This window comes from Candidatus Zixiibacteriota bacterium (genome assembly GCA_036397555.1).
Classification (GTDB): Bacteria; Zixibacteria; MSB-5A5; order WJJR01; family WJJR01; genus DATKYL01.
In genome coordinates, this window is record DASWIS010000011.1 from 1 (window position 1) to 24,439 (window position 24,439).

17 protein-coding genes are annotated in these 24,439 nt (G+C 60.7%); 16 read left to right on the forward strand and 1 reads right to left on the reverse strand.

The genetic code is table 11. The features are described 5' to 3' along the window. Positions 1-242: 242 nt before the first annotated feature. From VGB22_05635 to VGB22_05690, 12 genes are all read left to right on the forward strand, one after another. Positions 243-1,292, forward strand: a complete 1,050-nt coding sequence (locus tag VGB22_05635) for a GntG family PLP-dependent aldolase (protein HEX9750751.1) — start codon at positions 243-245, stop codon at positions 1,290-1,292. A gap of 12 nt (positions 1,293-1,304) precedes the next feature. Continuing rightward, positions 1,305-2,072, forward strand: coding sequence for an MBL fold metallo-hydrolase (locus VGB22_05640; protein ID HEX9750752.1), 768 nt, complete (start codon positions 1,305-1,307; stop codon positions 2,070-2,072). 6 nt (positions 2,073-2,078) lie between these two features. Further along, on the forward strand, positions 2,079-3,497 hold the full coding sequence (locus VGB22_05645) for an MATE family efflux transporter (protein ID HEX9750753.1): 1,419 nt from the start codon (positions 2,079-2,081) through the stop codon (positions 3,495-3,497). A gap of 491 nt (positions 3,498-3,988) precedes the next feature. Next, positions 3,989-5,410 (forward strand): hypothetical protein, encoded by a 1,422-nt coding sequence (locus tag VGB22_05650; GenBank protein HEX9750754.1) that lies wholly within the window; start codon positions 3,989-3,991, stop codon positions 5,408-5,410. A 144-nt stretch (positions 5,411-5,554) separates the two neighbouring features. Next, positions 5,555-7,117: an aldehyde dehydrogenase family protein gene (locus tag VGB22_05655; GenBank protein HEX9750755.1), complete on the forward strand. Its 1,563-nt coding sequence runs from the start codon at positions 5,555-5,557 to the stop codon at positions 7,115-7,117. A gap of 81 nt (positions 7,118-7,198) precedes the next feature. After that, complete coding sequence (locus tag VGB22_05660) at positions 7,199-7,645, forward strand: ferritin-like domain-containing protein (GenBank protein ID HEX9750756.1); 447 nt, start codon at positions 7,199-7,201, stop codon at positions 7,643-7,645. Between the two features lie 155 nt (positions 7,646-7,800). Next, positions 7,801-9,168 carry a cyclic 2,3-diphosphoglycerate synthase gene (locus tag VGB22_05665; protein HEX9750757.1) on the forward strand — a complete coding sequence of 456 codons (1,368 nt, stop codon included), beginning with the start codon at positions 7,801-7,803 and terminating at the stop codon, positions 9,166-9,168. Positions 9,169-9,420: 252 nt separating this feature from the next. Then, positions 9,421-12,855 (forward strand): DNA polymerase III subunit alpha, encoded by a 3,435-nt coding sequence (locus VGB22_05670; protein HEX9750758.1) that lies wholly within the window; start codon positions 9,421-9,423, stop codon positions 12,853-12,855. Positions 12,856-12,902: 47 nt separating this feature from the next. Next, on the forward strand, positions 12,903-13,490 hold the full coding sequence (locus tag VGB22_05675; protein HEX9750759.1) for a thioredoxin fold domain-containing protein: 588 nt from the start codon (positions 12,903-12,905) through the stop codon (positions 13,488-13,490). Positions 13,491-13,864: 374 nt separating this feature from the next. Next, complete coding sequence (locus VGB22_05680) at positions 13,865-14,848, forward strand: hypothetical protein (protein HEX9750760.1); 984 nt, start codon at positions 13,865-13,867, stop codon at positions 14,846-14,848. A 21-nt stretch (positions 14,849-14,869) separates the two neighbouring features. Beyond that, entirely contained in the window at positions 14,870-16,297 is a 1,428-nt protein-coding gene (locus tag VGB22_05685; protein ID HEX9750761.1) for a peptidylprolyl isomerase, read from the forward strand. Continuing rightward, positions 16,294-16,899 (forward strand): SEC59/DGK1/VTE5 family protein, encoded by a 606-nt coding sequence (locus VGB22_05690; protein HEX9750762.1) that lies wholly within the window; start codon positions 16,294-16,296, stop codon positions 16,897-16,899. The genes VGB22_05685 and VGB22_05690 overlap by 4 nt, the downstream gene beginning before the upstream one ends. A gap of 324 nt (positions 16,900-17,223) precedes the next feature. On the opposite strand, the gene VGB22_05695 is transcribed toward VGB22_05690, so the two are convergent. Beyond that, positions 17,224-19,899 carry a DUF5916 domain-containing protein gene (locus VGB22_05695; protein HEX9750763.1) on the reverse strand — a complete coding sequence of 892 codons (2,676 nt, stop codon included), beginning with the start codon at positions 19,897-19,899 and terminating at the stop codon, positions 17,224-17,226. A gap of 276 nt (positions 19,900-20,175) precedes the next feature. Here VGB22_05695 and VGB22_05700 point away from each other — a divergent pair, with 276 nt between their 5' ends. From VGB22_05700 to VGB22_05715, 4 genes are all read left to right on the forward strand, one after another. Beyond that, positions 20,176-20,676, forward strand: a complete 501-nt coding sequence (locus tag VGB22_05700; protein ID HEX9750764.1) for a GspH/FimT family pseudopilin — start codon at positions 20,176-20,178, stop codon at positions 20,674-20,676. A 563-nt stretch (positions 20,677-21,239) separates the two neighbouring features. Then, positions 21,240-22,175 (forward strand): amidohydrolase family protein, encoded by a 936-nt coding sequence (locus VGB22_05705; GenBank protein ID HEX9750765.1) that lies wholly within the window; start codon positions 21,240-21,242, stop codon positions 22,173-22,175. 77 nt (positions 22,176-22,252) lie between these two features. Beyond that, entirely contained in the window at positions 22,253-22,975 is a 723-nt protein-coding gene (locus tag VGB22_05710; protein ID HEX9750766.1) for a class I SAM-dependent methyltransferase, read from the forward strand. A gap of 75 nt (positions 22,976-23,050) precedes the next feature. Beyond that, positions 23,051-24,028 carry a radical SAM protein gene (locus tag VGB22_05715; GenBank protein HEX9750767.1) on the forward strand — a complete coding sequence of 326 codons (978 nt, stop codon included), beginning with the start codon at positions 23,051-23,053 and terminating at the stop codon, positions 24,026-24,028. Positions 24,029-24,439 lie beyond the last annotated feature (411 nt).

A 24,439-nucleotide genomic window follows, 5' to 3' on the forward strand; every position in this document is an offset into this window, starting at 1 on the left:
GCCTCGGCGGGCGGGATGGAGGGGGTGAGGAATCTCCACAGGAACGGCGCCGGTCCTGGAGATTCCTCACCGCTCACCCGTCCGCCTGCGGCGGACCGGCTCGGGATTCGGAATGACAATGCTCAGTTTGTCCTCTCCCCGGAGGGGTCGAAGATCCCGAGCGTAGCGACGGCAGAGAGTGAAGAGTGGGGGAGATTGTCTTGCCTCTGGTCCGTGACATACGGGCCCCTATATTGCCGGTCATGAAAAGCGTCCCCCACATCGTCGATCTGCGATCCGACACGGTCACGCGGCCGACACCGGGCATGTACGAGGCCATGATGTCGGCCCCGGTGGGCGATGACGTTTTCGAGGATGACCCGACGGTCCGCAAGCTGGAAGACACGACCGCTGCGCTGTTCGGTGTCGAGGCGGCATTGTTCGTGCCGTCGGGGACAATGGGCAACCAGGTCTCGCTGTTTACGCATGCACGACCCGGGGACGAGCTGATCTGCGATGATGACGCGCACATCGACTGGTATGAAGTCGGGGCGCCGGCGGTCCTGTCCCGGTTGATGGTCCGGCCGATTCCGGCACCCGGAGGGATTCCCGATGTCGAACGCATCCGGGCGGCGATCCGTCCGGTGAACATTCATCACCCGCGCACGGGCATCGTCGCGGTCGAAAACACGCACAACCGTGCCGGCGGCGTGATCGTGCCGTTGGCGGTCATGCGCGCAGTCGCGCAACTGGCACGCGAGCGCGATATCCGCTGTCATCTCGACGGTGCGCGCATCTGGAACGCGCACGCCGCCACCGGCATCCCGTTACGGGATTGGATGCAGGGTTTCGATTCGGCCTCGGTGTGCTACTCCAAGGGCCTCGGTGCGCCCGTCGGCTCGGCGGTGTTGGGATCGCGCGAGTTCATCACCCGTGCGCGGCGCACGCGCAAGATGTTCGGCGGCGGCATGCGTCAGGTCGGCGTGCTGGCAGCGGCGTGTCTGTGGGCGCTGGAACATCAACTGCCGCTGATGCCCGAAGATCACAAGCGGGCGCAAACGCTCGCGGCCCGAATCGCAACAATCCCCGGCCTGCATCTGATTCCCGATCCGCCGCCCACAAACATCGTGGTCATCGACATCGAAAAGACCGGCCACGCCGTAGACAGCGTGTTGCCGGAGCTCAGGTCGAAGGGCGTGCTGATGGTCGCGTTCGGGCCGACCCGCATCCGCGCTGTGACGCACCGGGATGTGAACGATGATGACATCGCGCGTGCCGCCGACAGTGTTCACTCGGTGCTGACCTCGCGTTAAGCCGTCAATCGCATGGCACAGTTTCTCATTCTCGGTACGTCGGCGGGCTGGGCCTCGGCGCAGCGCGCCTCATCGTCTTACCTGTTGGATTTAGGTGAGCAGGGAGTCCTGTTCGATATCGGCGATGGCGCGACACGAAACTTTCTCGCGGCACAGCATGCGCCCGAATGGGTGACCGACATCTTCATTTCGCACACCGACTCCGATCATACGTGCGGCCTGGGATATTTTGTTCAGCAACGGCATCTCTCGGAAACGACCGATCCGCTGGCGATTCACTGTCCCGCGGATGCGATCCCTGTCTTTCGCGCCATGCTGGATCTGGGGCACCTGTTTGCCGAGCGAATCAAGTTCCCGATCCGTTTCTCGCCGATCAAGTCGGGGCATCGGTACGCCGTCGGCCGGGCGCGAATCTCCGCGCATCCGACCAGCCATTGCGCGCGCATACGTGAGTTTGCCGCAGACCACGGGTACTCCAACGCCGGCGAGTGTTTCGGCTTTCGCATCGAGGTCGGCGGCCGGACACTCGTCTATACCGCCGATCTGGGATCGACCGATGATCTGGACATTTTCCCCCGGCCGATCGACACGCTGATCGTCGATGCCGCCCATGTCGCGCTCGACAGATTGTGGCCGTGGGCGGCCGAACAGAACCTGTCGCGCATCGTGTTGACACACTATAAGGACGATTTCGACATCTCAAGGCTTCACGAATCGAAGAAGTACACCGCTGCCGAGGTGACACTCGCCACCGACGGCATGCGATTGCCGCTGACATAGACCTCGATGCCGGCCGACGACCTCACCACAGGCAGCAGCGTCCTGCCCGGCGCTTCACTCGAAGACAAGTCCATCACGGATTCGTCTCCGCGCAGCACGCGTGATATCTACCGTTCGATCTGGCGGATGGGGTATCCGTCGATGATCGGGTTCGCGGCGACCAATCTCTACACGCTGGCCGACATGTTCTGGGTCGCGCGGCTTGGTCCCGAGCAAGTCGCGGCGCTGACATTCTTCGCGGCGTTCTATTGGGCGGTCAGTTCGTTTAACATGATTGCCGGGACGGGGTCGGTCGCAGTCATTGCGCGGCGCTTCGGCGAAGGCGACATGCGCCGCACCGAGATCGCCATCGGGGAAGCGTTCATCCTGAAGTTCATCCTGGCCGCCATGGTCTGCGGGTTCGGCTACTGGCTCACGCCGCGGATCATGATGGTGCTCGGCGCCGAAGGCGTGGTGCTGCGCGATGCCGTGACCTATGGGCGCATTCTCTTCTTCGGGATGATTTTCAACTTTCCGGCGTGGACCGTCTACACGGCGCTGCGCGGGATCGGCCAGCCGCGCGCGGCCATGATTCTGATGATCGGTTCGACGGTCTTCAACGCGATCCTCGATCCGTTTTTGATCTTCGGGCTGTGGGGATTGCCGCGCCTGGAAGTCGCCGGGGCCGCATGGGCGTCGGTGATCGGCTTTGGCCTGACCGTCACGATCGGTTTGATTCTCTTCTTCGCCGGCGCGTTCAAAGCGCGGCTGTCGCTGTCCGTGCTGCGGCAGGCGCACATTTCGACGATGTGGCAGATGATGAAGATCGGCATCCCCTCGGGGATCGGCGCCATGTCGTTCTCGCTGGCGCGCATGGCCGTGCTGCCGTTGATCGCCAGGTTCGGTCCGGCGGTCGTCGCCGTCTACGGGGCGGGAAACCGAGTCATCGAGTTCGGTGAGATCACCGTGGTCGGTCTGGAGCTGGGGATGTCGCCATTGATCGGCCATGCGCTCGGCGCCAAAGACAAGGCATTGGCCTGGCTGACCGCGCGCCGCGCAATCGAAATGGGTCTGGCGATCATGGGAGTCTTCGCATTGGGAACATTTTTCTTTGCCGAACCGATCACGATGCTGTTTTTTCGCGAGTCACCGTATGTCGAACTGGGCGTGACATTCTTTCGCGTCGCCGCCGTCGCGTTCCCGATGTTGGCCGTGTTCATCCTGATCGAGGGGGCGTTCGTCGGCGCCGGCGACACCGTGCCGCCGATGGTGATCGGTATCATCCATGCGTGGGTCCTGCAGATACCGCTGGTCTGGCTGTTGGCGCATGGCCTGGAGTTTGGACCGACCGGGGCCTGGTGGGGCTTCGTTGTCGCGGCGGCATTGGGCGCATTGATGTATGTCTCGTGGTTTGCACGCAAGCGCTGGCTGGAGCAGGTGGTGTGAGGAGGGAAAAACTCCGCCTGCCATTGCCGGGACAAACGTTAAATGTCATTCCGAGGAGTGAGCCCGCGCGCAGCGCGGACGCAGCGACGAGGAATCTCCAAGGCCAACGGCGTTTCCATTGGAGATTCCTCACCCCATCATCCCGTCCCGTCCGCCTGCGGCGGGCGGGACGGGATTCCGGGGATTCGGAATGACAATCTCAGCACGAAGAGTCAGGGTGTTCAGAAACGATGGACTGATGAGATGTCATTCCGAGGAGTGAGCCCGCGCGCAGCGACGAGGAACCTCCAAGGCCAACGGCGTTTCCATTTGAGATTCCTCAACCCATCATCCCGTCCCGTCCGCCTGCGGCGGCGGGGCGGGATTCCGGGGATTCGGAATGACAATCTCAGCACGAAGAGTCAGGGTGTTCAGAAACGATGGACTGATGAGATGTCATTCCGAGGAGTGACGCCGCGCGCAGCGCGGACGCAGCGACGAGGAATCTCCAAGTGATCGTCTCGGGCACACCATACCGTTATCTCACGGCGGTATTCCTCGCGACTGTCAGTGTTCGCGCGTTTTTTCACGTCGCCACCGGTCTGGTCTGGGATGATGCCTTCATCACATTTCGTTACGCCGAAAACATCACCGCCGGTTTGGGATTCGTCTACAATGCCGGGGAGCGGGTGCTCGGCACGACGACGCCGTTGTTCACTCTGATTCTGGCGGCTCTGCATGGTATCGGAATCTCCACCGTCGCCGCGGCGCTCGTGATCGGCATCCTTTGCTCGGGAATCACCGCAATCCTGGTCGATCGTCTGGCGCGCCGTTGGGGACTGGGCAACTTTGCGCCCCTGGCGGTCGTGCTGTATGTCTTGTATCCGCGCCTGATGTCCAACGAGGCGGGAGGCATGGAGACCGGGCTGTTCGTGATGCTCGTCACGGGAGCCTTCTATCTCCGCGATTGTGGACGGACCGCCGCCGCCATCGCCGTTGCGGGATTGGCTGCCGTCACGCGACCGGAAGGATTCTATCTTGCCGGTCTCCTCGTTGTCGTCGACTCGTTCCGAACACCGAAAGCTGTCCTGCGGGGATCGGTCATTGCCCTGCCGATCGTGGCGGCGTGGCTGGCATTCTCGTGGGGATACTTCGGATCATTGCTGCCCAACTCGATGTTGGGCAAGCTCTCGTATTTTGGAGCGCTCGAACGCAGCGCGTTCTGGGTGCGCGGATCATTTCTGCTGGGGCTCCATCATCCGCTCGGGGTCGCGCAACTGCTGTTGGCGTCGGTCGGGACATATGTCCTGTTCTGGCGGCGACGCGTGGCGGGACTTGAGTCGTTTTGGTTCCTGAGTCTGTTGGGTGTGTATACCGTCACACATACGTTTCTCTTCCTGTGGTACATGGCGCCCGCGTACCAGTTCTACTGCATTCTGGCGGCCGGCGGCGTGGCCAAAGTCGCGGGACTGCGGCCGTTGACCCGTTGGCCGCTATTATTGCGGGGGCGTGTCGCGGCGGCGGGGGCCGTGCTGGCGATGGGCATCGCGGATTACTTCGTGGTACGCGAGTACATCCGGTTTCAACGGCATCTCGATCAGACAGTCGTTGCGGTCGGCCACTTCCTGCGCGAGCATGTCGCGGCCGACCAGATCGTTGCCGGTGAGGATATCGGCTACATGGGATACTTAAGCGGCGCACGGTTTATCGACCGTGACGGGCTCATATCACCTCAGGTGCACGAGTACAACCGCCGGGGAGATTATCTGGGCTTGATACTCGGATTGAAACCGGAGTGGGTTGTGGCCACGACGGCCGGAATTACCAGCACCTTCATCGCAGACGAGGAGTTTCTGACGCGATACCGATTGGCGGCGTCCTTCGGCCCGGACCCCCAAGCGGAGTATCGCGTGTTTGAACGAACGACCCCATAATGTAACGCTTTAAGCGCCGGCCGAAATTGACAATCCCCGTGGCAAATCCGCTTTCCTGCGACAGCCCCGCTTGGTATAAATATGATCGCATGATGAATGGTTGCAGTTGTACCCGATAAACGGACGAATGGAGTTTTGTCGATTATGCCGAGCACATTGACACGTCCCAAACCGAAGTCGAAATCCAAAGCCAAGCCGAAGTCCGCTCCGGCCAAGTCCGGGGCCGAATTCAAGAACTTCATCGGCGGGCAATGGGTGACTTCGAAGACAGGACGCACCTTCGAAAACCGCAATCCCGCCGACACCCGGGAAGTCGTCGGCGTGTTCCAGCAGTCGGATTCCCGCGATGTCGTGCTGGCGGTGAAGGCGGCGCAGGAGGCATTCCGAAAGTGGCGGCTCGTTCCGGCCCCCAAGCGCGCGGAGATCCTGTTCCGCGTGGGGGAGCAGTTGCGCCTGCGCAAGGAAGACTATGCCCGCGACATGACCCGCGAGATGGGCAAGGTCTTAGCCGAGACGCGCGGCGACGTGCAGGAAGCTGTCGACATGTCGTATTACATGGCGGGCGAAGGGCGCCGTCAGTTCGGCCAAACCACCCCCTCGGAGATGCCCAACAAGTTTCAGATGTCGATCCGCCAGCCGTTGGGCGTCTGCGCCATGATCACGCCCTGGAACTTCCCGATGGCGATCCCGTCATGGAAGATCATGCCCGCGCTGGTGCTGGGAAATACTGTCGTCATCAAACCGGCCACCGACACGCCGTTGTCGGTGGTCAATTTCATGAATGTGCTGCACGACTGCGGCGTGCCGCCGGGCGTGGTCAACATGGTGACCGGCTCGGGACGCGAAGTCGGCGAACCGCTCATCAATCATCCGGACGTCAAGCTGGTCTCATTCACCGGTTCCACAGAGGTCGGTCGCTCCGTCTCCAAACTTTGCGGTCCGAATTTCAAGCATGCCTGTCTTGAAATGGGCGGCAAGAACGCGCAAATCGTCATGGACGATGCCAATCTCGATCTGGCGCTTGAAGGAGCGCTGTGGGGCGGATTCGGCACGACCGGCCAGCGCTGCACCGCGACTTCGCGCGTGATCGTGCACAAGAAAGTCTATGCCGAGTTCGCCAAACGGTTTGTCGCTGCGGCCCAATCGCTGCGCGTCGGCAACGGCCTTGATCCGAACATCGACATGGGACCGGCGATCTCCGAATCGCAGTTGCAGACGGTCCAGGAGTATGTGGGAATCGGCAAGAAGCAGGATCGTGCCAAGCTGCTGTGCGGCGGGAACCGTCTGACCGGACCCGATCACAAGCATGGGTGGTTCCATGAGCCGACCATCTTCGGTGATGTCGACCGCAACATGCGCATCGCCCGTGAGGAAATCTTCGGCCCGGTGGTGGCACTGATCCCGGTCGGATCGTTCGATGAAGCGGTGGACGTCTGCAACGATGTCGCCTATGGATTGTCCGCATCGATTTACACCCAGGATGTCAACCGCGCCTTCGCGGCGATGCGCGATGTCTACACCGGCATTTTCTATGTCAACGCGCCGACCATCGGCGCGGAGGTCCATCTGCCGTTCGGCGGCACCAAGGCGACCGGCAATGGGCACCGTGAGGCGGGACAAGCGGCACTCGATGTGTTCAGCGAATGGAAGTCGGTCTATGTCGATTTTTCCGGCGCATTGCAGCGGGCGCAGATTGATAACAATTGAGAGAGATTCGTTCTAATTTTACCGTCGGGGCCCGGCGCGCCGTGCCCCTACACGATGGAGATCGGAATCGGGAGGCAACCAATGGCAGCCAAATCAAACGGACAAAACGGATCGAAGAAGGACCTAATCGCCGGCCTCAACGAAGACCTCGCCGGTGAACTGGGCACGGTGATCCGCTACACGTATCAAGCAGGCAAGAGCTTCGGAGTCGTGGGTGTGGAGCTCCGCGAGATGTTCGCGCGCGAGACCGCTGACGAACTGCGTCACGCATCGTTTCTGACCGACATGATCGTCGATTTGGGCGGCGAGCCGACCACAACTCCCAAGGAGTTCGCCCGCCCGAAGTCGGTTAAAGCGATGCTTGAACTCGATCTGAAGATGGAAGAAGCCGACATCAAAGCATACGATGTGCGCGCCAAACAGGCCGAGGCGCTCGGCTTGACCGGGCTGAAACTCAAATTGGAAGAAATGGCGGCCGACGAGTCGGGCCATGCGCGCGAACTACGGCGTATCCTCAAGGGGATGTGACACGCAGGACGGTTTATGATCCGCAGCAAAAGAGCACCGCAATCGGGGTATCATCAGATCGAACATCTCTGGTATTCCTCCGCGATTTAAGGGCCGATCTGTCTGGATAGTGGCTTGTCCAAACCGATCGGACGCACAATCGCCGGAGGAATCAGATGGCACGACGCATATTGATCCAGGGCGCCGCCGGGCGCGATTTCCATAATTTCAACACCGTATTTCGCGGCAATCGACAATACCACGTTGTCGGATTCACCGCCGCGCAGATTCCCAACATCGACGGACGCAAGTACCCCGCCAAGCTGGCTGGGACGGGGTATCCCAAAGGTATTCCCATCTTCGCCGAAGACGAGATCGAATCGCTGATCAAGCGGCTCGACGTCGATGAAGTCGTCTTTTCATACTCCGATGTGTCCCATGTATACGTGATGCATCAGGCGTCCCGCGCGCTCTCATCGGGCGCCGATTTCAGGTTTCTCGGTCCCAAAGAGACCATGCTTGAGTCGAAAAAGCCGGTCATTGCGGTTTGCGCGGTCCGTACCGGCTCCGGAAAATCGCAGACCACTCGCTATGTCTGCGGTTTGTTGAAGCAACGCGGACTGACGGTGGTCGCGATACGTCACCCGATGCCATACGGCGACCTGAACAAACAGGTCTGCCAGCGCTACGCATCGATGGCCGACCTGGACAAGTACGATTGCACCATCGAAGAGCGCGAGGAGTACGAGCCGCACATTGCCTCCGGGACGATCATCTATGCGGGCATCGACTACGAAATGATCCTGCGCAAAGCCGAACAGGAAGCCGATGTCATCGTCTGGGATGGCGGCAACAACGACATGGCCTTCTACAAAGCGGGCCTGTACATCACGGTTGCCGATCCGCACCGCGCCGGACATGAAATCACCTATCATCCCGGCGAGACCAACCTCAAACTCGCCGACGTGGTGGTCATCAACAAGATCGACACCGCGCCGCCGGAGGGAGTCAACAATCTGCGCCGAAACATCGCCGCGCACAATCCTAAGGCGACAGTCGTCGATGCCGCCTCGCCGATTTCAGTCGAAGATCCGAAGGTGATCACCGGCAAACGCGTGCTGGTCATCGAAGACGGCCCGACACTCACGCACGGGGAAATGAAGTACGGCGCGGGTGTGGTGGCGGCGCAACGTTTCGGCGCGTCCGCCATCGTCGATCCCCGTCCGTGGGTCAAGGGCACCATCAAGGAAACATTTGAACAATACCCGAACATCGGGCCATTGCTTCCCGCCATGGGATACGGGGACAAACAAATTGCCGATCTGCAGGCGACCATCAACGCTGCCGATGTCGATTCGGTCATCATCGCCACACCGATCGATCTGCGGCGATTGGTCAAGATTAAGAAGCCGTCGGTGCGTGTCCGCTACGACCTGCAGGTGATCGGGCGGCCGACGCTGGAGGAACAGGTGGATGGGTTTCTGTCGCGTTTCACAAGCAGGAAATCTCGACCAAGGTCCGGGCCGCGCAAGAAGAGAGCGTAGCCAGATGCGGGCCGGTCTGAGACCTGCCCCGATCATGCAATCGAATCATGCCGGCCTTTGTAGGGGCACAGCGCGCTGTGCCCTGGGCGTGCCGTGCCCGGATACACGCTCAGGCGAGGACGCTTGGGCTGCACGTTGGTACTGACAGCCGCACTCTGAATCACTTTCTCACTCTAAATCACGATTTGCTGGCTATGCCCCTTGGGCCCATCGTACAATGATCGGGCGCCTGTAAACGGCGCATAGTCGTCCATGAAACACGCCGATTTCGTCCATCTGCACAACCACAGCCAGTATTCGCTGCTGGATGGCGCACAGCGCATCCGGGAGATGGTCGCGCGCGCGGTCGAATACAAAATGCCGGCGCTGGCGCTGACCGACCACGGCAATCTTTTCGGCGCGCTGGAGTTCTACACCGAGTGCCGCAAGAGCGGGATCGTGCCGATCATCGGCTGCGAGGCGTATGTCGCTCCGCGTGACCGGCATCTCAAGCAGCCGGTCCCCGGCGCTCCCGACGGCGGCTTTCACCTGTTGCTGTTGGCGAAGAACCTCACGGGATACAAGAATCTCGTCAAGCTCGCCAGCGCCGCCTATCTGGAGGGATTCTATCATCGTCCGCGCATCGACTTCGAGCTGTTATCGCAACACGCCGAGGGGCTCTGTGCAACGTCCGCGTGTGTGCAGGGCGAAGTCGGCCAGGCGTTGCTTCACCAGAGCACAGGCGAGGCCGAATCGGTGGCGCGCCGTTACCTCGACTTGTTCGGCAGCGAGAATTACGCGTTGGAGATTCAGAATCACGGCATTGACGTTGAAGATCGCATCCGTCCGCAGGTCATCGCGCTCGCCAAACAGTTGGGCGTGCGGCTGGTCGCCACCAACGACTGCCACTATCTCGAACGGGGCCACGCCGCCGCGCACGATGCGCTGTTGTGTATCCAGACCGGCAAGCTGCTCTCCGACGACGACCGGATGCGGTACAACACCGATCAGATCTATTTCAAATCCGCCGTGGAAATGAAAGAGCTCTTCGCCGACACGCCCGACGCCATCGAGAACACGTTGCGGATCGCCGAGATGTGCCGGCTGGAAATCGAACTGGACAAACTGTTTTTGCCGGAGTTTCCGATCCCCCGGGGGTTCAATTCACGCGACGACTACCTCGCGCATTTGGCCCGCAAGGGACTGAACGAGCGCTATGAACACCCGACACCGGGAGCCGGCGAACGGTTGGAATACGAGCTCGGTGTGATCCGGAAGATGGGATTTGCGGGGTACTTTCTGATCGTCAACGATCTGGTCGAGTACGCGCGCCGCAGCAAGATTCCGGTCGGTCCGGGTCGCGGCTCGGCGGCCGGGTCGCTGGTATCGTATTGCCTGAAGATAACCGACATCGACCCGATCCGTTTCGGGCTGCTCTTCGAGCGGTTCCTCAATCCCGAACGCATTTCGATGCCGGATATCGACATCGACTTCTCCGACCGTGGACGGGACACGGTCATCCGTTACGTGATCGAAAAGTACGGCAAGGAAAATGTTTGCCAGATCATCACCTTCGGCACCATGGCGGCGCGCGGCGTCGTGCGCGATGTCGGACGCGTGTTGGGCATCTCCTACGCCGAAGTGGACCGCATCGCCAAAATCATCCCGTTTGAAATCGACATGACGCTGGAGAAAGCATTGAAGGCCAAGCCGGAATTGACGCAGATGGCCAACGAGGACCCGCGTGTGCGGACCCTGCTTGACTATTCCAGGATACTCGAAGGACTGACACGTCATGCCTCGACCCACGCGGCCGGGGTGGTCATCGCCCCGGCGCCGTTGACCGAATTTGTGCCCCTGTACCGCGGGAACAAAGGCGAAGTCACGACGCAGTACGACATGACCTGGATCGAGCGGATCGGCCTGTTGAAAATGGATTTCCTCGGGCTGCGCACGCTGACGGTCATCGACGATGCCGAAGCCGCGGTGATGCGCAACCGCCATGTCGCGGTGGATTGGAATCGCATCGGGCTGGAGGACCGCGCGGTTTATGAGCTTTTCGCAACCGGAGAAACCGTCGGCATCTTCCAGTTCGAATCTTCCGGCATGCGCGACTACCTGCGCAAGCTGCGCCCCACCGAATTCGAAGACTTGATCGCCATGAACGCGCTGTATCGCCCCGGCCCCCTCGACATGAACATGATCGACGAGTACATCGCGCGCAAGCACGGGATCAAGCCGGTGGCCTACCTGCACCCGAAGATCGAGCGCGTCTTAAAGGACACCTACGGCGTCATCGTCTACCAGGATCAGGTGATGCAGGTGGCCGGGGAGTTGGCGGGTTTCTCCATGGCCAAGGCCGACACGCTGCGCAAGGCGATGGGCAAGAAGATTCCCGAAATCATGGAGAAGATGAAGCGCGAGTTTGTCGATGGGGCGGTCGCGCAGGGTGTCGAGGAGGAAACCGCCTCGAAAGTCTTCGAGTTCTGTGAAACGTTCGCCCGTTATGGTTTCAACCGCTCGCACTCCGCGTCGTACGCGATGCTGGCGTACCGCTGCGCCTATCTGAAATCGCACTACCCGGTCGAATTCTTGGCCGCGTCGATGACATCGGAAATGGACAACACCGACCGCATTCGCGTGCTGATGCAGGAGTGCCGTCGATTGGGCGTCGCTGTCGATCCCCCCGATGTGAACGCCTCCCATGCCGCTTTCACGGCGCAGGGGGATCGCATCCTCTTCGGCATGTCGGCCGTCAAGAGCGTGGGCGAAGGCGCGGTCGAGACGATCGTCGCGGCGCGCGAGCAGGATGGGCCGTTTGCTTCGGTCTATGAGTTCATGGAACGCGTCGACAGCCGCGCCGTGAACCGACGCGCGGTCGAGGCGCTGATCGCCGCCGGGGCGCTCGATTCCCTCGAAGGGCATCGCGCCCAGATCATGGCCGGCGTCGATGCGGCCATCGCCCACGGCGCGCGGCAGCAGGCCGACCGACGGCGCGGACAATCCTCGCTGTTCGAAGGCGGCGCGAGCGATACGATTCCCGCGCTGCCGGAGACCGCCGCGTGGACCCGGGAAGAGTGCTGGGCCAAAGAGAAAGAAGCGCTGGGATTCTATGTCTCGGGACATCCGTTGAGCCGCTATGCCGATGAACTGCATTTGTTCGCGACCGCCACCACCGAGCAGGCGAGCGAATTGCCCGACGAATCGGGCATTCAAATCGGCGGCATCATCACGCAGGTGCGCACGCAGTTGGATCGGAAGGGCAAATTGATGGCCTTCCTGACGCTGGAAGACTTCAGCGGCACGATCGAGGGGATTTGCTTTTCGGATCCGTATGCGCGCGCGCGCGACGTGTTGCACAACGATGCGCTGGTCCTGCTCGGCGGAAGTCTCTCCACGCGCGAAGGAGAGCGCCCCAAGATCATGGTGCAAACCGTAACGCCGTTGGCGCAAGTTCGCGTCGGCGCGGTGCTCGATGTACACGCGCACCTGGACCCGTCATCGGTGCGTGAGGGGGTCTTAGATCAACTCGACGGCATTCTGGGCCGATATGATAGAGGCAATGGAATCTTCTTTATTCACTTTCCGGTGGGGGAGAAAACGGTTAAAATACGGTCGAACAGGGTCCGCCCCGACGCCAGCCGGGCGCTGATCGATGAATTGCGGGAACTGTTGAATACCGAGTCGGTTTGGTGTACAAGGGGGTAGCGGTTCGAATACGGCGAGTCACGAACAATCTGCGAACGAGGACTTTTATGACGACGATGATGCGTTTGAGCACAGCGATGACATTCCTCGTGGCCCTGACAGTTTCCGGTCAGGCCGATGAGGCCGCCAAAACCCAGGCAGAGAAGCCCGCGCCGCAGGCGACGGCTTCCGTCCCGGCCACAGATGCCGCGGCCAATGCGGTGAGAGCCGGAATCGAGTGGCTGACTTACGAGGAAGGACTCAAGAAGGCCAAAGAGCTCAAACGCCCGATCGTCATCGATTTCACCGCGTCCTGGTGCGGCTGGTGCAAGCGCATGGACAACGAAACATTCGCCGATACGAAGGTCATCGATTACCTCAACAGCAATTTCGTCCTCGTCAAAGTCTGGGGCGATTCCGACAAGCCGACCAGCCACGACGGGGAGGTCATGTCCGAGCGCAACCTGACGCGGGTCTATGGAGTCCGCGGATTCCCTACTTTCTGGTTCCTCGACTCTGAGGGCGAGAGAATCGGGCCGTCACCAGGGTACAAGAAGACAGTGGAGTTTTTGCCGCTGGTTCAGTATGTGGCCGGCAGCCACTACAAGACAATGAGTTACGAAAACTACCTGAAGAGCAACACCGCCGGCGGCTGAAATGCGCGGCATCCTTCGGGTCGGCGACGCCGTGATCTCGGCGTCTGTAAGCCGAGTATAGACGCTCGCCGAGTTCTCCACAAAATCTGTTTGACTTCTGCACAATCCGAGGTTATTTCTATGTCGGCGAGGGGCGCCGACGAAGTCTGACAAAATATAGCTACCGTTGTTTCCGCACTTTATCCGAGTTTCCCTGCCCCCCTCTCGGATAAATCAAAAACAGCGGTAGCTTTTTTTTGCCCGCTTTCCAGCGTCAGATTCCCTTCACACAATTGCGGCGAAGCACTTAATTCGTTGCTCGGATGCGATTTCGGTTCGAGACGGCTGGTGAAGTCGTCGGTCGCACCCGGAGACCTGACCGGCTGTGACCGCCCATGAACGCGACCCTGCGACACGGATGTCTGTCCCTGCTGGTGACGGCCGTCGTGATCGTTCACACCATCCCTGCGGGCGGAACCCAGTACGCGGGTGAACCATATCACTTGGGAGTCGGAGGACGCGCGTTGGGACGGGGAGGGGCATTTACCGCATCCGACGGCGATGCCTCGTCTGTCTTTTGGAATGCCGCCGTGCTGACGCAACTGGCTCGTCCCGAGGTATTGATCCAGCACGCGGAGACATTCGGGGCGTTGCTCAACCATGAGTTTGTGGCGTTTGCGGTGCCGCCGCAGCACGACGGCGGCTGGGCATGGGGCGGCTATCTGACCTATCTGGGCGGCAGCGGGATCGGGCTGACCGTGCTGGACTCGGCAACCGGACGGCCCCGGATCGATAAAAACGCCGGACATGCCGACTGGTCACTGGCGGTCGGGATTGCCCGGCGCGGCGGCTCCTGGTGGTCGTGGGGGGTCACAGCCAAAGGAGTTGTGCGCAAGCTTCCGGGAGGCGACCAGATCGCCGCCAACAGCGCCTGGGGTCTGGGTCTGGACGCCGCGTGGTGGGGTCGGTACCGCGGCGGGCGCTTCGGCATCAAGATCGCGGACCTGACCTCCACATTTCTTTCGTATGCGAGCGGGCGCGAGGAAACGATCAATCCCCATGTCAACTGGGGCGGCGAATTCGATCTCCCGGGTATGGCCGACGGACTGACGACGATCGTGGCCGCGGAGGCGGAGACGTACTTTGAGAACCGTCAGGGCGGCGCGCAATACTGGTCCGGTTCGATTTCGGTCGACTTGCATGTGGGATTTGAGGCTGTTTACCGTGATATGCTGTTTGGACGCATCGGCTCAGACAGGGGTGTTCTCGCGCTGGGGGCGGGATTCGCATCGGGCCATTGGGGAATCGATGCCGCGTTGACCGACCATGAGTTTCTGGATGATTCCTACCGTGTCTCACTCCGGTACCTGTTTCAATAGTCGCGTCGTGAGAGGAAACCAATGATTCGTCGTCTCATTCAGGCCGCCGCCGCGGCCATTCTCAGCGCATCGGCCGTCGCGCCGGCAAATGCCGAATCGGTCGTAGCGCGCGTGGCGGGCGATACCATTACCGACTCGGCCATCATCAATCTGGCGATGAATCGCCGCTGGTACGGCGGCGACCCGGAGACGGATCGTGCGCGTATCGAGACACTGATCGAGGATGCCATCGCCGACTACCTGATCAGCGCGGAGGCCCGGACGCGAAAAATCAACGATGACTTCCAGGCGGTGTCGAACCTGAAAAATGCGCTCTCAGCGCTGGGGCAGGAACTGTTTAAGAATGAGTATGTGGCGCCGCGCCTGCAGTTGGATTCGGCCACGCTGGACACTTTCTACCAGAATCACATCGCGCGTTACACGACCACCCGCGATCAGCGTCGCGTGCGACACATCACCGTCGCCAAACCCGGCAGAGGACTGCCCGAGAACTACTCGAAATACCGCGACCCGGTGTACGACGGCTGGGACCCCAGGCGCAAGATCGACTCCATCTATGTACGCCTGGCCAACGGCGAGGACTTCCACGAATTGGCGTACGTGCACAGCGAGGATCTGCACAGCCGGGGCAGCAAGGGCGACATCGGTTGGGTCTCCGAACATTCCCTGGGCGAGGGCGCATTTGCCGACAGTTGTCTGGCGATGACGCTGTATCACATCAGCCGCCCTGTTGAAGGAGCCAACGCCTGGCACATCATTCAGGTGACCGCCGAACGTCCCGCCGGACCGGTCACCGTCGACCTGGAAATCGCGCGCGATATGGGACGCATTCTGATGGAGCAGCAGGCCCCCGCGATCCAGGACACCATCGCCGACTCGATCTTCGCGGCCGGTGAACTGCAGATTCAGGAATCTTCGCTACGAATTCCCGATGATCAGCTTCGGCCGGAAATCCCGTTGGCCGTCGTCAACGGCACCGATACGGTCTTCGCCGTGTCCTATCTGCGTGAGAAAATTCAGTTGGAGCGCGTCAATGGCGGCCCGCTTGATGTGGAGGGCAAACGCCGGATCATCCGCGAACGGTATTTTCCGCCCGCATGTTGGACGAAGCTCTATCGCGACTGGGGCTACCTCGATCGGCCCGCCGTGCGTGAGAAGATCCGAGACCAGGCGCATCGGGAGTTGGCCGGAACCGTCAAAGTGGAAGTCAACGTCCCTGGGCCGCCCCCCGACAGCAGCACCATCGTCGCCTATTACCAGACGCATCAGGACGAGTTTGAAACCCGCCGCCAGACATTGCGGCAGGCGTGGAACACGATCCGTCAGCGGCTGATGGACGAGTCGTACGAACGCGCCCGGCGGCAACGCCTCCTGGTCCTTGAAGCGCGCCACGGCGTGACGCGGTATCCGGAGAACATCGCCCAATTGCGTCTGCCCGAACGCCCATGACCGCTGCGCCCGGTGACTCATCGGACATCGGCTATGGGGCCGAGGTCCGCCGCAAGCTGTTGCATCTCGTCGCGCTGATTATTCCGTCGGGATATTACTGGGCGGGACGATGGCCGTCGGTCGTCGTGGTCTTCTTCTTTTTTTGTTTCTCGTTATTCGATGATCTCGCACGGCTGCGGCGATGGCCGATTCGATCGCTGTGGTGTCCGTGGGTCGATCCGATTGTGCGCCCGAAAGAGTCGACCGGATTCACCGGCGCGACGCACATCCTCCTGTCGGGGTGGCTATGTCCGTTGCTGTTCGTCATGCCGGCTGCGGCCATCGGCATGGTGGCGATCATTCTCGGCGACATCGCCGCGGCGCTCGTGGGCCGTCGCTGGGGAAAACATCCGCTGGGCAACAACCGCACGCTCGAGGGCTCGCTCGCCTTCCTGATGGCCGCCGGGTTGGGCGGATTGCTCGTCCCCGGCGTCCCCGTCGCGCTGGCGTTGGGCGCGGCGCTGCTGGCCACCGCCGTCGAAGCGCTGTCAACACGCATTGACGACAACCTCACGGTGCCGCTCGTGGTCGGGTTGGCCGTGCATCTTGTTATCATCTGGTGACAATGGGGTGCGGGGAGACCCCGCCCGTACGCATTGATTGCGGTGCAAACCTCTTCGCGTCGGTCAGCCCAAGGGCTGACCGGCACAGGAAGCGCCTCCTTTCGTGTGCGGCTCAGTCCTTGCCCTGACCGACACAGGACGGCTGGTGACGACGGAGTGCGGGGAAACCCCGCCCGTACGCATTGCTTGCGGTGCAAACCTCTTCGCGCCGGTCAGCCCAAGGGCTGACCGGCACAGGAAGCACCTCTGCTCGTGTGCGGCTCAGTCCTTCGTGTGCGGGTCAGCCCTTGGGCTGACACGCACGCTGGCAATCGGACACAGGAATCAGGAGACCGGTATCCAGTAAGCGATCTTCAGCGCCAGGAAGTTATCCCCGGCGGCCGAGAGCGAGCGTGTGACATCGCGCGGACTGATGAGCAGCCCCGGTTCCTCCTCGCCCCAGCGGTTCTGCTGCCACACGAGGAAGAGCGTGCTGCCGCGGCGAAACTCCCAACGCATCACGACGTTGCTGCGGAATGAACGAAAGCCGAAATCGGGTTGTTCGATGTCGAAGGCGACGCCGTCGTCGGTCACATGATAATTTCCCTCGCCGTCGCCGGTGATCGTGGTCCCGTCCGTGCCATAGACGCGGATGTCGCGGCTGTCGGCGGCGGGCAGTTCGCCGAATCGAAAGTATCGCCCGCTGGCCGCGAACGGCTCGGCGTACAATTCGAGACTCAAATCGGGCGTGAAGAAATAGTTGATGCGTATTTCCGCCGACAATTCGCTCTGCTCGATGGAACCGAACAAGTATCGCTTCCCGTACGTGTCCGGCGAGCCGTCGATCAGCGTGTCGCCCGGACTGATGTACTGCCGACGGCTGATGTTGCGGGAGTATCCGGGCTCGACCGAAAACGACCACCGCCGTCCGCGCGTCGAGAATTCCGTTTCCAGTTCGTAGTACCAACTGCCCCAGTCGTTGTGGTTGCCGTAGACAAAGGCGCCATAGCGCGTCTGCGCCGAGAAATTATTCCACGTACCGGTGCCGAACCACCAGCCGAACGGCGTGCCGACCGACGGACCGCCGCGCGTGAGATTGTCGCTGTGCGACGGCGCATCGACGCCGAAGAAGATCTCGCTGGAATACCAGTTCGCCCAGGTCAGGTTGCTGTAGAGTTCGACATTGCTGTACTGCCGGATGCCGCCGAAGTTCCAGCCGTTGTTTCCATACAACCCGACCGTGTAGCTGCGGAAGACCTTGCCCGGCGTATTGTCACGGTAACGCAGGTTCCACCATTGGTCGATATCATCGGCCGTGCCGAGAATGCCGACGTCGTTGAGTTCGAACTCGGGCGATTCGGCGTACACGACCGCCGTCCAGAGCCAGTGCTTGCCGCTGTTTTTGGCCAGATTCAATGACCCGGTCCATCCGGTCAGCGATCTGCGCGTCGGATCGAGCGTCACATAATCGGCATCGGGACGCTGGAAGTAGTGCGCGCTGGATTGCTGCGTGCGACGGATGATCGCCGTATCGCCGGCCACGTGACTGAAGCCCGCATGACCGCTCAATTGGTATTTACCCTTGGCAAAGCGCAGTTTCCAGTCGGTGTTGCCGGTGTAGGCGCGTTTCCGCATCAACTCCGACAGGGGAGAGGCCTCGTCCAGATCGCGCTGGAGCCCGGTGAACATCACCCCTGCGACCGATTTCTCCGCTCCGAACTCCTGTTGAAGGCGCAGCACCCCGTACCCGGTGACCGGCTCGATCTCGGTGCGTCCGTGAACGGCCGGATCGGTCGCCGTGGCCGTGTCGAGCGTGCGGGCGCGTTCGCGCGATGTCAGGGCGGTCAGGACGCCGACCGAGGTGCCGGAACTCAATCGCCCGGTGATTTTCGCTGCGCCCAGGATGGTCGTGTTCGACGGTTCGTCGGTATAGTCGCCTTCGGCCAGACCGCTGCCGTGCGGGCTGCCCCCGATCCGTCGCGAGTAGAAATAGCTCGGGCCGATCGGCGCAAAAAGCTGGCTGCCTTCGATGAAAAACGGCCGCTTCTCCGTGAAAGACACTTCGTAGGCGCTCAGGTTCACGACCGCCGGGTCGGCCTCGACCTGTCCGAAATCCGGATTGACCGTGGCGTCCAGTGTGAGGTTGGGGCCCAGACCCATCTTCAGGTCGGTTCCCAAGCGTGAATCGAAATCCGAACCATCGCGAAACGGATGATCGCCGGGGGCATTGGAGACAAACTCTCCGTCTCCGGCGGCATAGGGGAGCAGCTCCAGCCGCCGCGACGGTGCGATGCCTTGCAGCCCGATCAAGTTGCCGAAGCGTGACGACCACCCCGTCTCATTTTTCGGAACCGCAATCCAGAAATTGTCTTCATTGCGCTGTGGTATCCAACGGTTGAAGTTGATGCCCCATACCTGTTCGTGTCGGTTATTGAAGCGCAGTTGCGAAAACGGGATGCGCATTTCGGCGGTCCAGCCGCCGCCGTTGACGTCGGTGCGCGCATCCCACACCGGATCGTACGACGGCTCGCGCCAGTATTCATCGTCGACCGGATGGTAACGGTCGAAGCGGACACCGGCGGCGCTGATGCCGAAGTCGTAGCAGGTCCGGCGATCACAATAGGTGTCCAGTGAGACGATCATCTGCTCGGCGCCGCCGGGATTGTCGCGGCGGTTCAGTTCCAGGCGCATCGTTTCCGGTTTTTTCATCTCCATGCGCGCACCGATGTAGAGGAAACGCTCATCATACACAACGGCGACCTCGGTCAATTCATCGGGGATCGTGCCTTCGTTCGGCTCCTTTTGCACGAAATCGCTGATCCATTGCGCGGACTGCCAGACCTCGTCATCGAGACGCCCGTCGAAGCGCATGGCGGCTCCGTCGATCGCCGTTGCGGTCATCTGCTTCCGGGTCGTGTCGGCGGTCTGTGCGAATCCGTCTACGGCGGTCAGGGCGCAGAGGGACCCCGCCGCCAAAGACTGCGTCAGCCGGCGCCACCACATGGTCAGTTGAGATGTCACAAGCGCATAGGGGTGAGGGTTCCTGCGGTCTCCCGTGATGTCAATACGGGATCGCGCACCCTTGGTTTCGTCGAGTGTGGGCTTGGCCCCACAGTATGACGCGGACGACTGGCGGTCTGTTACCCATCGCGAATGGCTTCGATTGCGCAATGTGGACGGAAGCGACGTTAGGCCGTTGTCCGACGATCAGTTATGCGGACTGAATGCCCCGGGGCATAATAAGACCCTGACGGCAAGGACTTTGCGATATCAGCCCCGGAACACCGGAGGAATGTCATGATGAGACCCATTCGCAATGAACGCGGGGTGACACTGGTCGAGTTGAGCGTCGTCGGCGCGTTGATCGGAATCCTGGCCGCCCTGTCCATTCCCAAATGGTTTGAAGCGATGCCGCGAATACGTACCAAGGCCGAAGTGCGCAACGTCATCTCGACTTTGCGCGAGGCGCGTTCGCTGGCGGTGGCCACGAAAAACCCGTTCGGGGTCAATTTCAATCAAGCCGACAACAAATTCACGCTGTTCGTGGACACCGACTCCCCCCAGGACAAGGCCTACACGCAGAGCGATTCGGTGATCGTGTCCACCGAGATCAAACACGGCGTCAAAATCCAATATGACACTTTCGGCAACAATACCGTGGTGTTCGATCCCGATGGCGCCGCCAGCGCCAGCGGGCACGTCATGCTGACATCCGAGGACTATCAGAACCAATTCTCCATCGACGTTTTGGCGTCGACGGGGCGTGTGAAGCTCTTCGAAGGATATCCCACCGACTGATCCGCTTCGCGCTCGACACAGCGCAATCGCCTCTTTGGGCCGCCCGACAGCGGCCCTTTTCTTTTGTCCGCTCAGACAACCCCGCGCCATGTAAACAAAGCAGCGGGGAGCCGTCCAGGAACGGCCCCCCGCTTCCGTCGTACCAACCACCACCCGGAGAGGGAGGATTGCTGATTTGGCTTTGTCGAGCCCGTTCTCCAACGGCGCCGACTCACCGTAGTGTCATTGAGCAACTCACGCTCCCAGTACGCGCACAGATGAGCGACCAATGGGCAAAGTATGTATCTCGCAAGGCGCTTTGGTGTTACAATAGATCAGATAAACAGTTGGGCGAGGGTGACTGCGCGGATGGGGTGCAACTCGATGGGGAGAGGGCTATCGCGTATGGGACCGCATCCCCACCTTCTGCGGACCAGGTTGGAATATGTGCCGATAATAGATATTATGTCACATAATCATGGGCCGGGGCTGACGTGGCCGCACAAGAATCATCTTGTTCGCGTTAAACCCTTACTTTTGATTGGCTTGTCTTCGAATGCGGCCCTCGCAACCGGTGGGATTCGATGGAAGTTATTGATACACATACACATTTCCTGTCTTACAACTACTTCCGTTTGCTGACACAGCATCGTGAAACCTTCGGCGATGTCGACGGGTTCATTCGGGCCCAGGGTCGCAAGCATGAATTCGTGGTCCCCGATCAGGACCCAGTCCGCTTGGCGGATCGCTGGGTCATCGAGTTAGACAGCCACAAGGTGGCCCGTGCGGTCCTCATTTCGGGTATGCCGGGCGATGAGGCCTCGATCAAGGATGCGATGCGGATCTACCCCGACCGTTTCATCGGGGTGATGATGGTCAACCCCTACTTGTCCATTGCCGAGGAGTTGGTGGAGCATGCGGCGGGTGAGTGGGGATTTCGCGGAATCGCCCTGTACCCGTCGCTGCATCGCTTCTCGGCGAGTTCCAGCCGGATTTACCCGATCTATCGGATCGCGCGTCGGCACCAGTTGGCGGTCTTCATTCACTTCGGACGGCTGCGTATCGCCGCATGGCAATGGTGGGGTTTGCGTGAGACACCCGATCGCAGCTATGCCGACCCCGCCGATTTGCATCAGGCCGCAACCGATTTCCCGTCCATCAATTTCATCGTGCCGTGCTTCGGCGCGGGAACGCTCTCGCAGTTGCTGCGCATCGGCCTGCAGTGCCCGAATGTTTATGTCGATACGGCCTCATCGAACAGTTGGCTCGAAGATCAGTCGGAGTTCCGCGATCTCGCCCATGTGTTCGAGAAGGCGCTGGAGGTCTTCGGGCCGGGCCGGATTCTGTTCGGCACGGACTCGGGGCTGTTCCCACGCGGCTGGCGCGCGTCGGTTTTTGAAGCTCAGCTTGGCGCCATGCGGGCAGTCGGCGTCTCCGAACGCGCCATCGAGGCGATTGTCGGCCAGAATGCGCGACAGGTGTTCGGGATCGACCGGCGTCTGCCGGCGTTTGTACACTGAAGCGGAGAGGAGACTGTTGAACAGGAGATATCTCAAGGGCTCACCTTTCACCTCTCTCCTCTCCGTTTTCCCCACCGATGTCTGATCATGCCGATCGCTGGGCCATCGCGCAGGAGTATGAACACGCGTGGTGGCGCAAGCGTGCGGCGCAACTCAATCTTGATTTCTATCGCGAATATGCCGAGGAGCTTCTCGAACTGTTAGACGGCATCAAACGGCTCGATCAGCACACCGCCATCCTGGAAATCGGCAGCGGCGCGGCCGGCATCCTGACGCATCTGCCGGGCGCGGTTCGTTGCGCGGTCGACCCCCTCGAAGATTTCTACCGTTCGGTGCCGGAGTTCCGGAGTTATCGAGACCCGTCGGTGACCTATGCTGCGGCAAAGGCCGAATCACTGTCATTTGCAGACGCACAGTTTGACCTCGTGATCTGCGACAATGTGCTGGATCATTGCGACCAACCGGAGACGGCATTGGCCGAGATGGCGCGGGTCATGAAGCCCGACGGGATCTTGTATCTGCGCCTGGTGACGTATCACGTCTGGGGGCGGCTAGTCCGGGTCGTGCTGGAGCGGCTGCGGGTCGACCGCGGTCATCCGCACACCTTTACCAAATCGGATTGCCTCGGCCTGTTCGTTCGCAGCGGGCTCGGCACGGTGACTATGAGAAACGTCGGATTCGCCCGACGCTGGCGCCGTGATCTGACCGCGTTGCAATTGAAGCGGATGGCCAAGGCGGTTCTGTTCGCGACACAGGACAAGACACTGTACATTCTTGAGAAGCAGAGAGGAGAAAGGTGACAGGCGAGAGGTGGAATACGAACTGACCATCAATCGTGAAATCAACTCTCCCCCTGTCTCCTCGCAACTCTGACTATGAACAAGCTCCTTCACCTGTTCAAACTCGGCTGGGCCTATAAGATTGCGCGGCCGACGAAGCTGAATTATCCCCCCTACCAGTTCACGATTGAACCGACGAACGTCTGCAACCTCCGCTGCCCGTTTTGTCCGCAGAGCGACCCGGAGCACGCACACCGTCGTGCATTCGATCAACTGAGCATGGACAACTTCAAGTTGTTCTTGAAGCACTTGCGCGATGCGCATCCCGGCAACAGTAATCTCAATTTCACGCTCGACGGTGAACCATTCATCAACCCGCAGTTCGTGAATTTCGTCGAAATGGCGACCGCTGAAGGATACTTCTGCATCTTCGCATCGAACGGTACGCTGCTGGATCGCAAGGCCGCAGATCGCTTGGCCGCCGCCGGCCCGTTTCGCGCGTCGATCGATTTCGCGCCGGACAAATACACCTTCGAGACCATCCGCGGACGCAAAGGCGACTATGACAATGTGCTGGCGAATCTGCGCTATCTGATCGAACTGGCCAAGACCAACAAGAATGTCCATCTCGACATTCACGACATCACCTCATACACCGGCGCTGATCCCGCACTGTCGATGCAACGGCTCCGTGCCCTCTTCCCTGCCGATCTCCCCTCCCGCGTGTCAATCGAGCCGCGCATCTTCCACAATTTCTGCGGACACCTGATGATGCCCCAGAAAGAGCGCCGGTATCGCCTCTGCCCTTACCCCTGGGTGCAAATGGCGATCGCGCACAATGGCGACTGTGTGGGCTGCTGCCGCGACACGGTCGGGCGCAGTGTGTTGGGGAATGTCTTCAAACAGCCTGTAATGGACATTTGGAACGGCGCGCCATACCAGCAATTCCGCAAAAACCTGCGCGACGGCCGCCCCGACCTCAATCACGCCTGCAAAGATTGCGACATGCCCTGGTCCGCCGGCGAACCGCGCTGGAAATTGGGGTATGTGGTGAGGTCGTTGTTGGGGAGATAAGCACAGCATATGACACTTAGCCGACGCTATTTGAAATCTATTCTGAACGGACTTCGGCGGGTGGCCCGGACCTCGGTCCGAGTTTCAGACCATCCCACCCTTCGGGTGGGGCACCAAGACAGGGCACGGCTCGCCGTGCCCCTACGGAGAAGGCGAGTTACACAAAGGGCGGGTCTGAGACCCGCCGCTACAAGACGATCCGATCACTGAGATTAGTTCGCAACAGAGTGGCCCGGACCCTGGTCCGGGATTCATAGAACTGGCAGTTGACGAGTGTCCTGCTTCTAAGCCGATTCTGGCGACGCGATTGGAAGCGATGCGCAGAAGGACGCGATCCTGTGAAACCCGGACCAAGGGGCGTGTTGAAAAAGCCCAATTTGATGTCACCCCGAGCGGAGCGAGGGGTCTCGA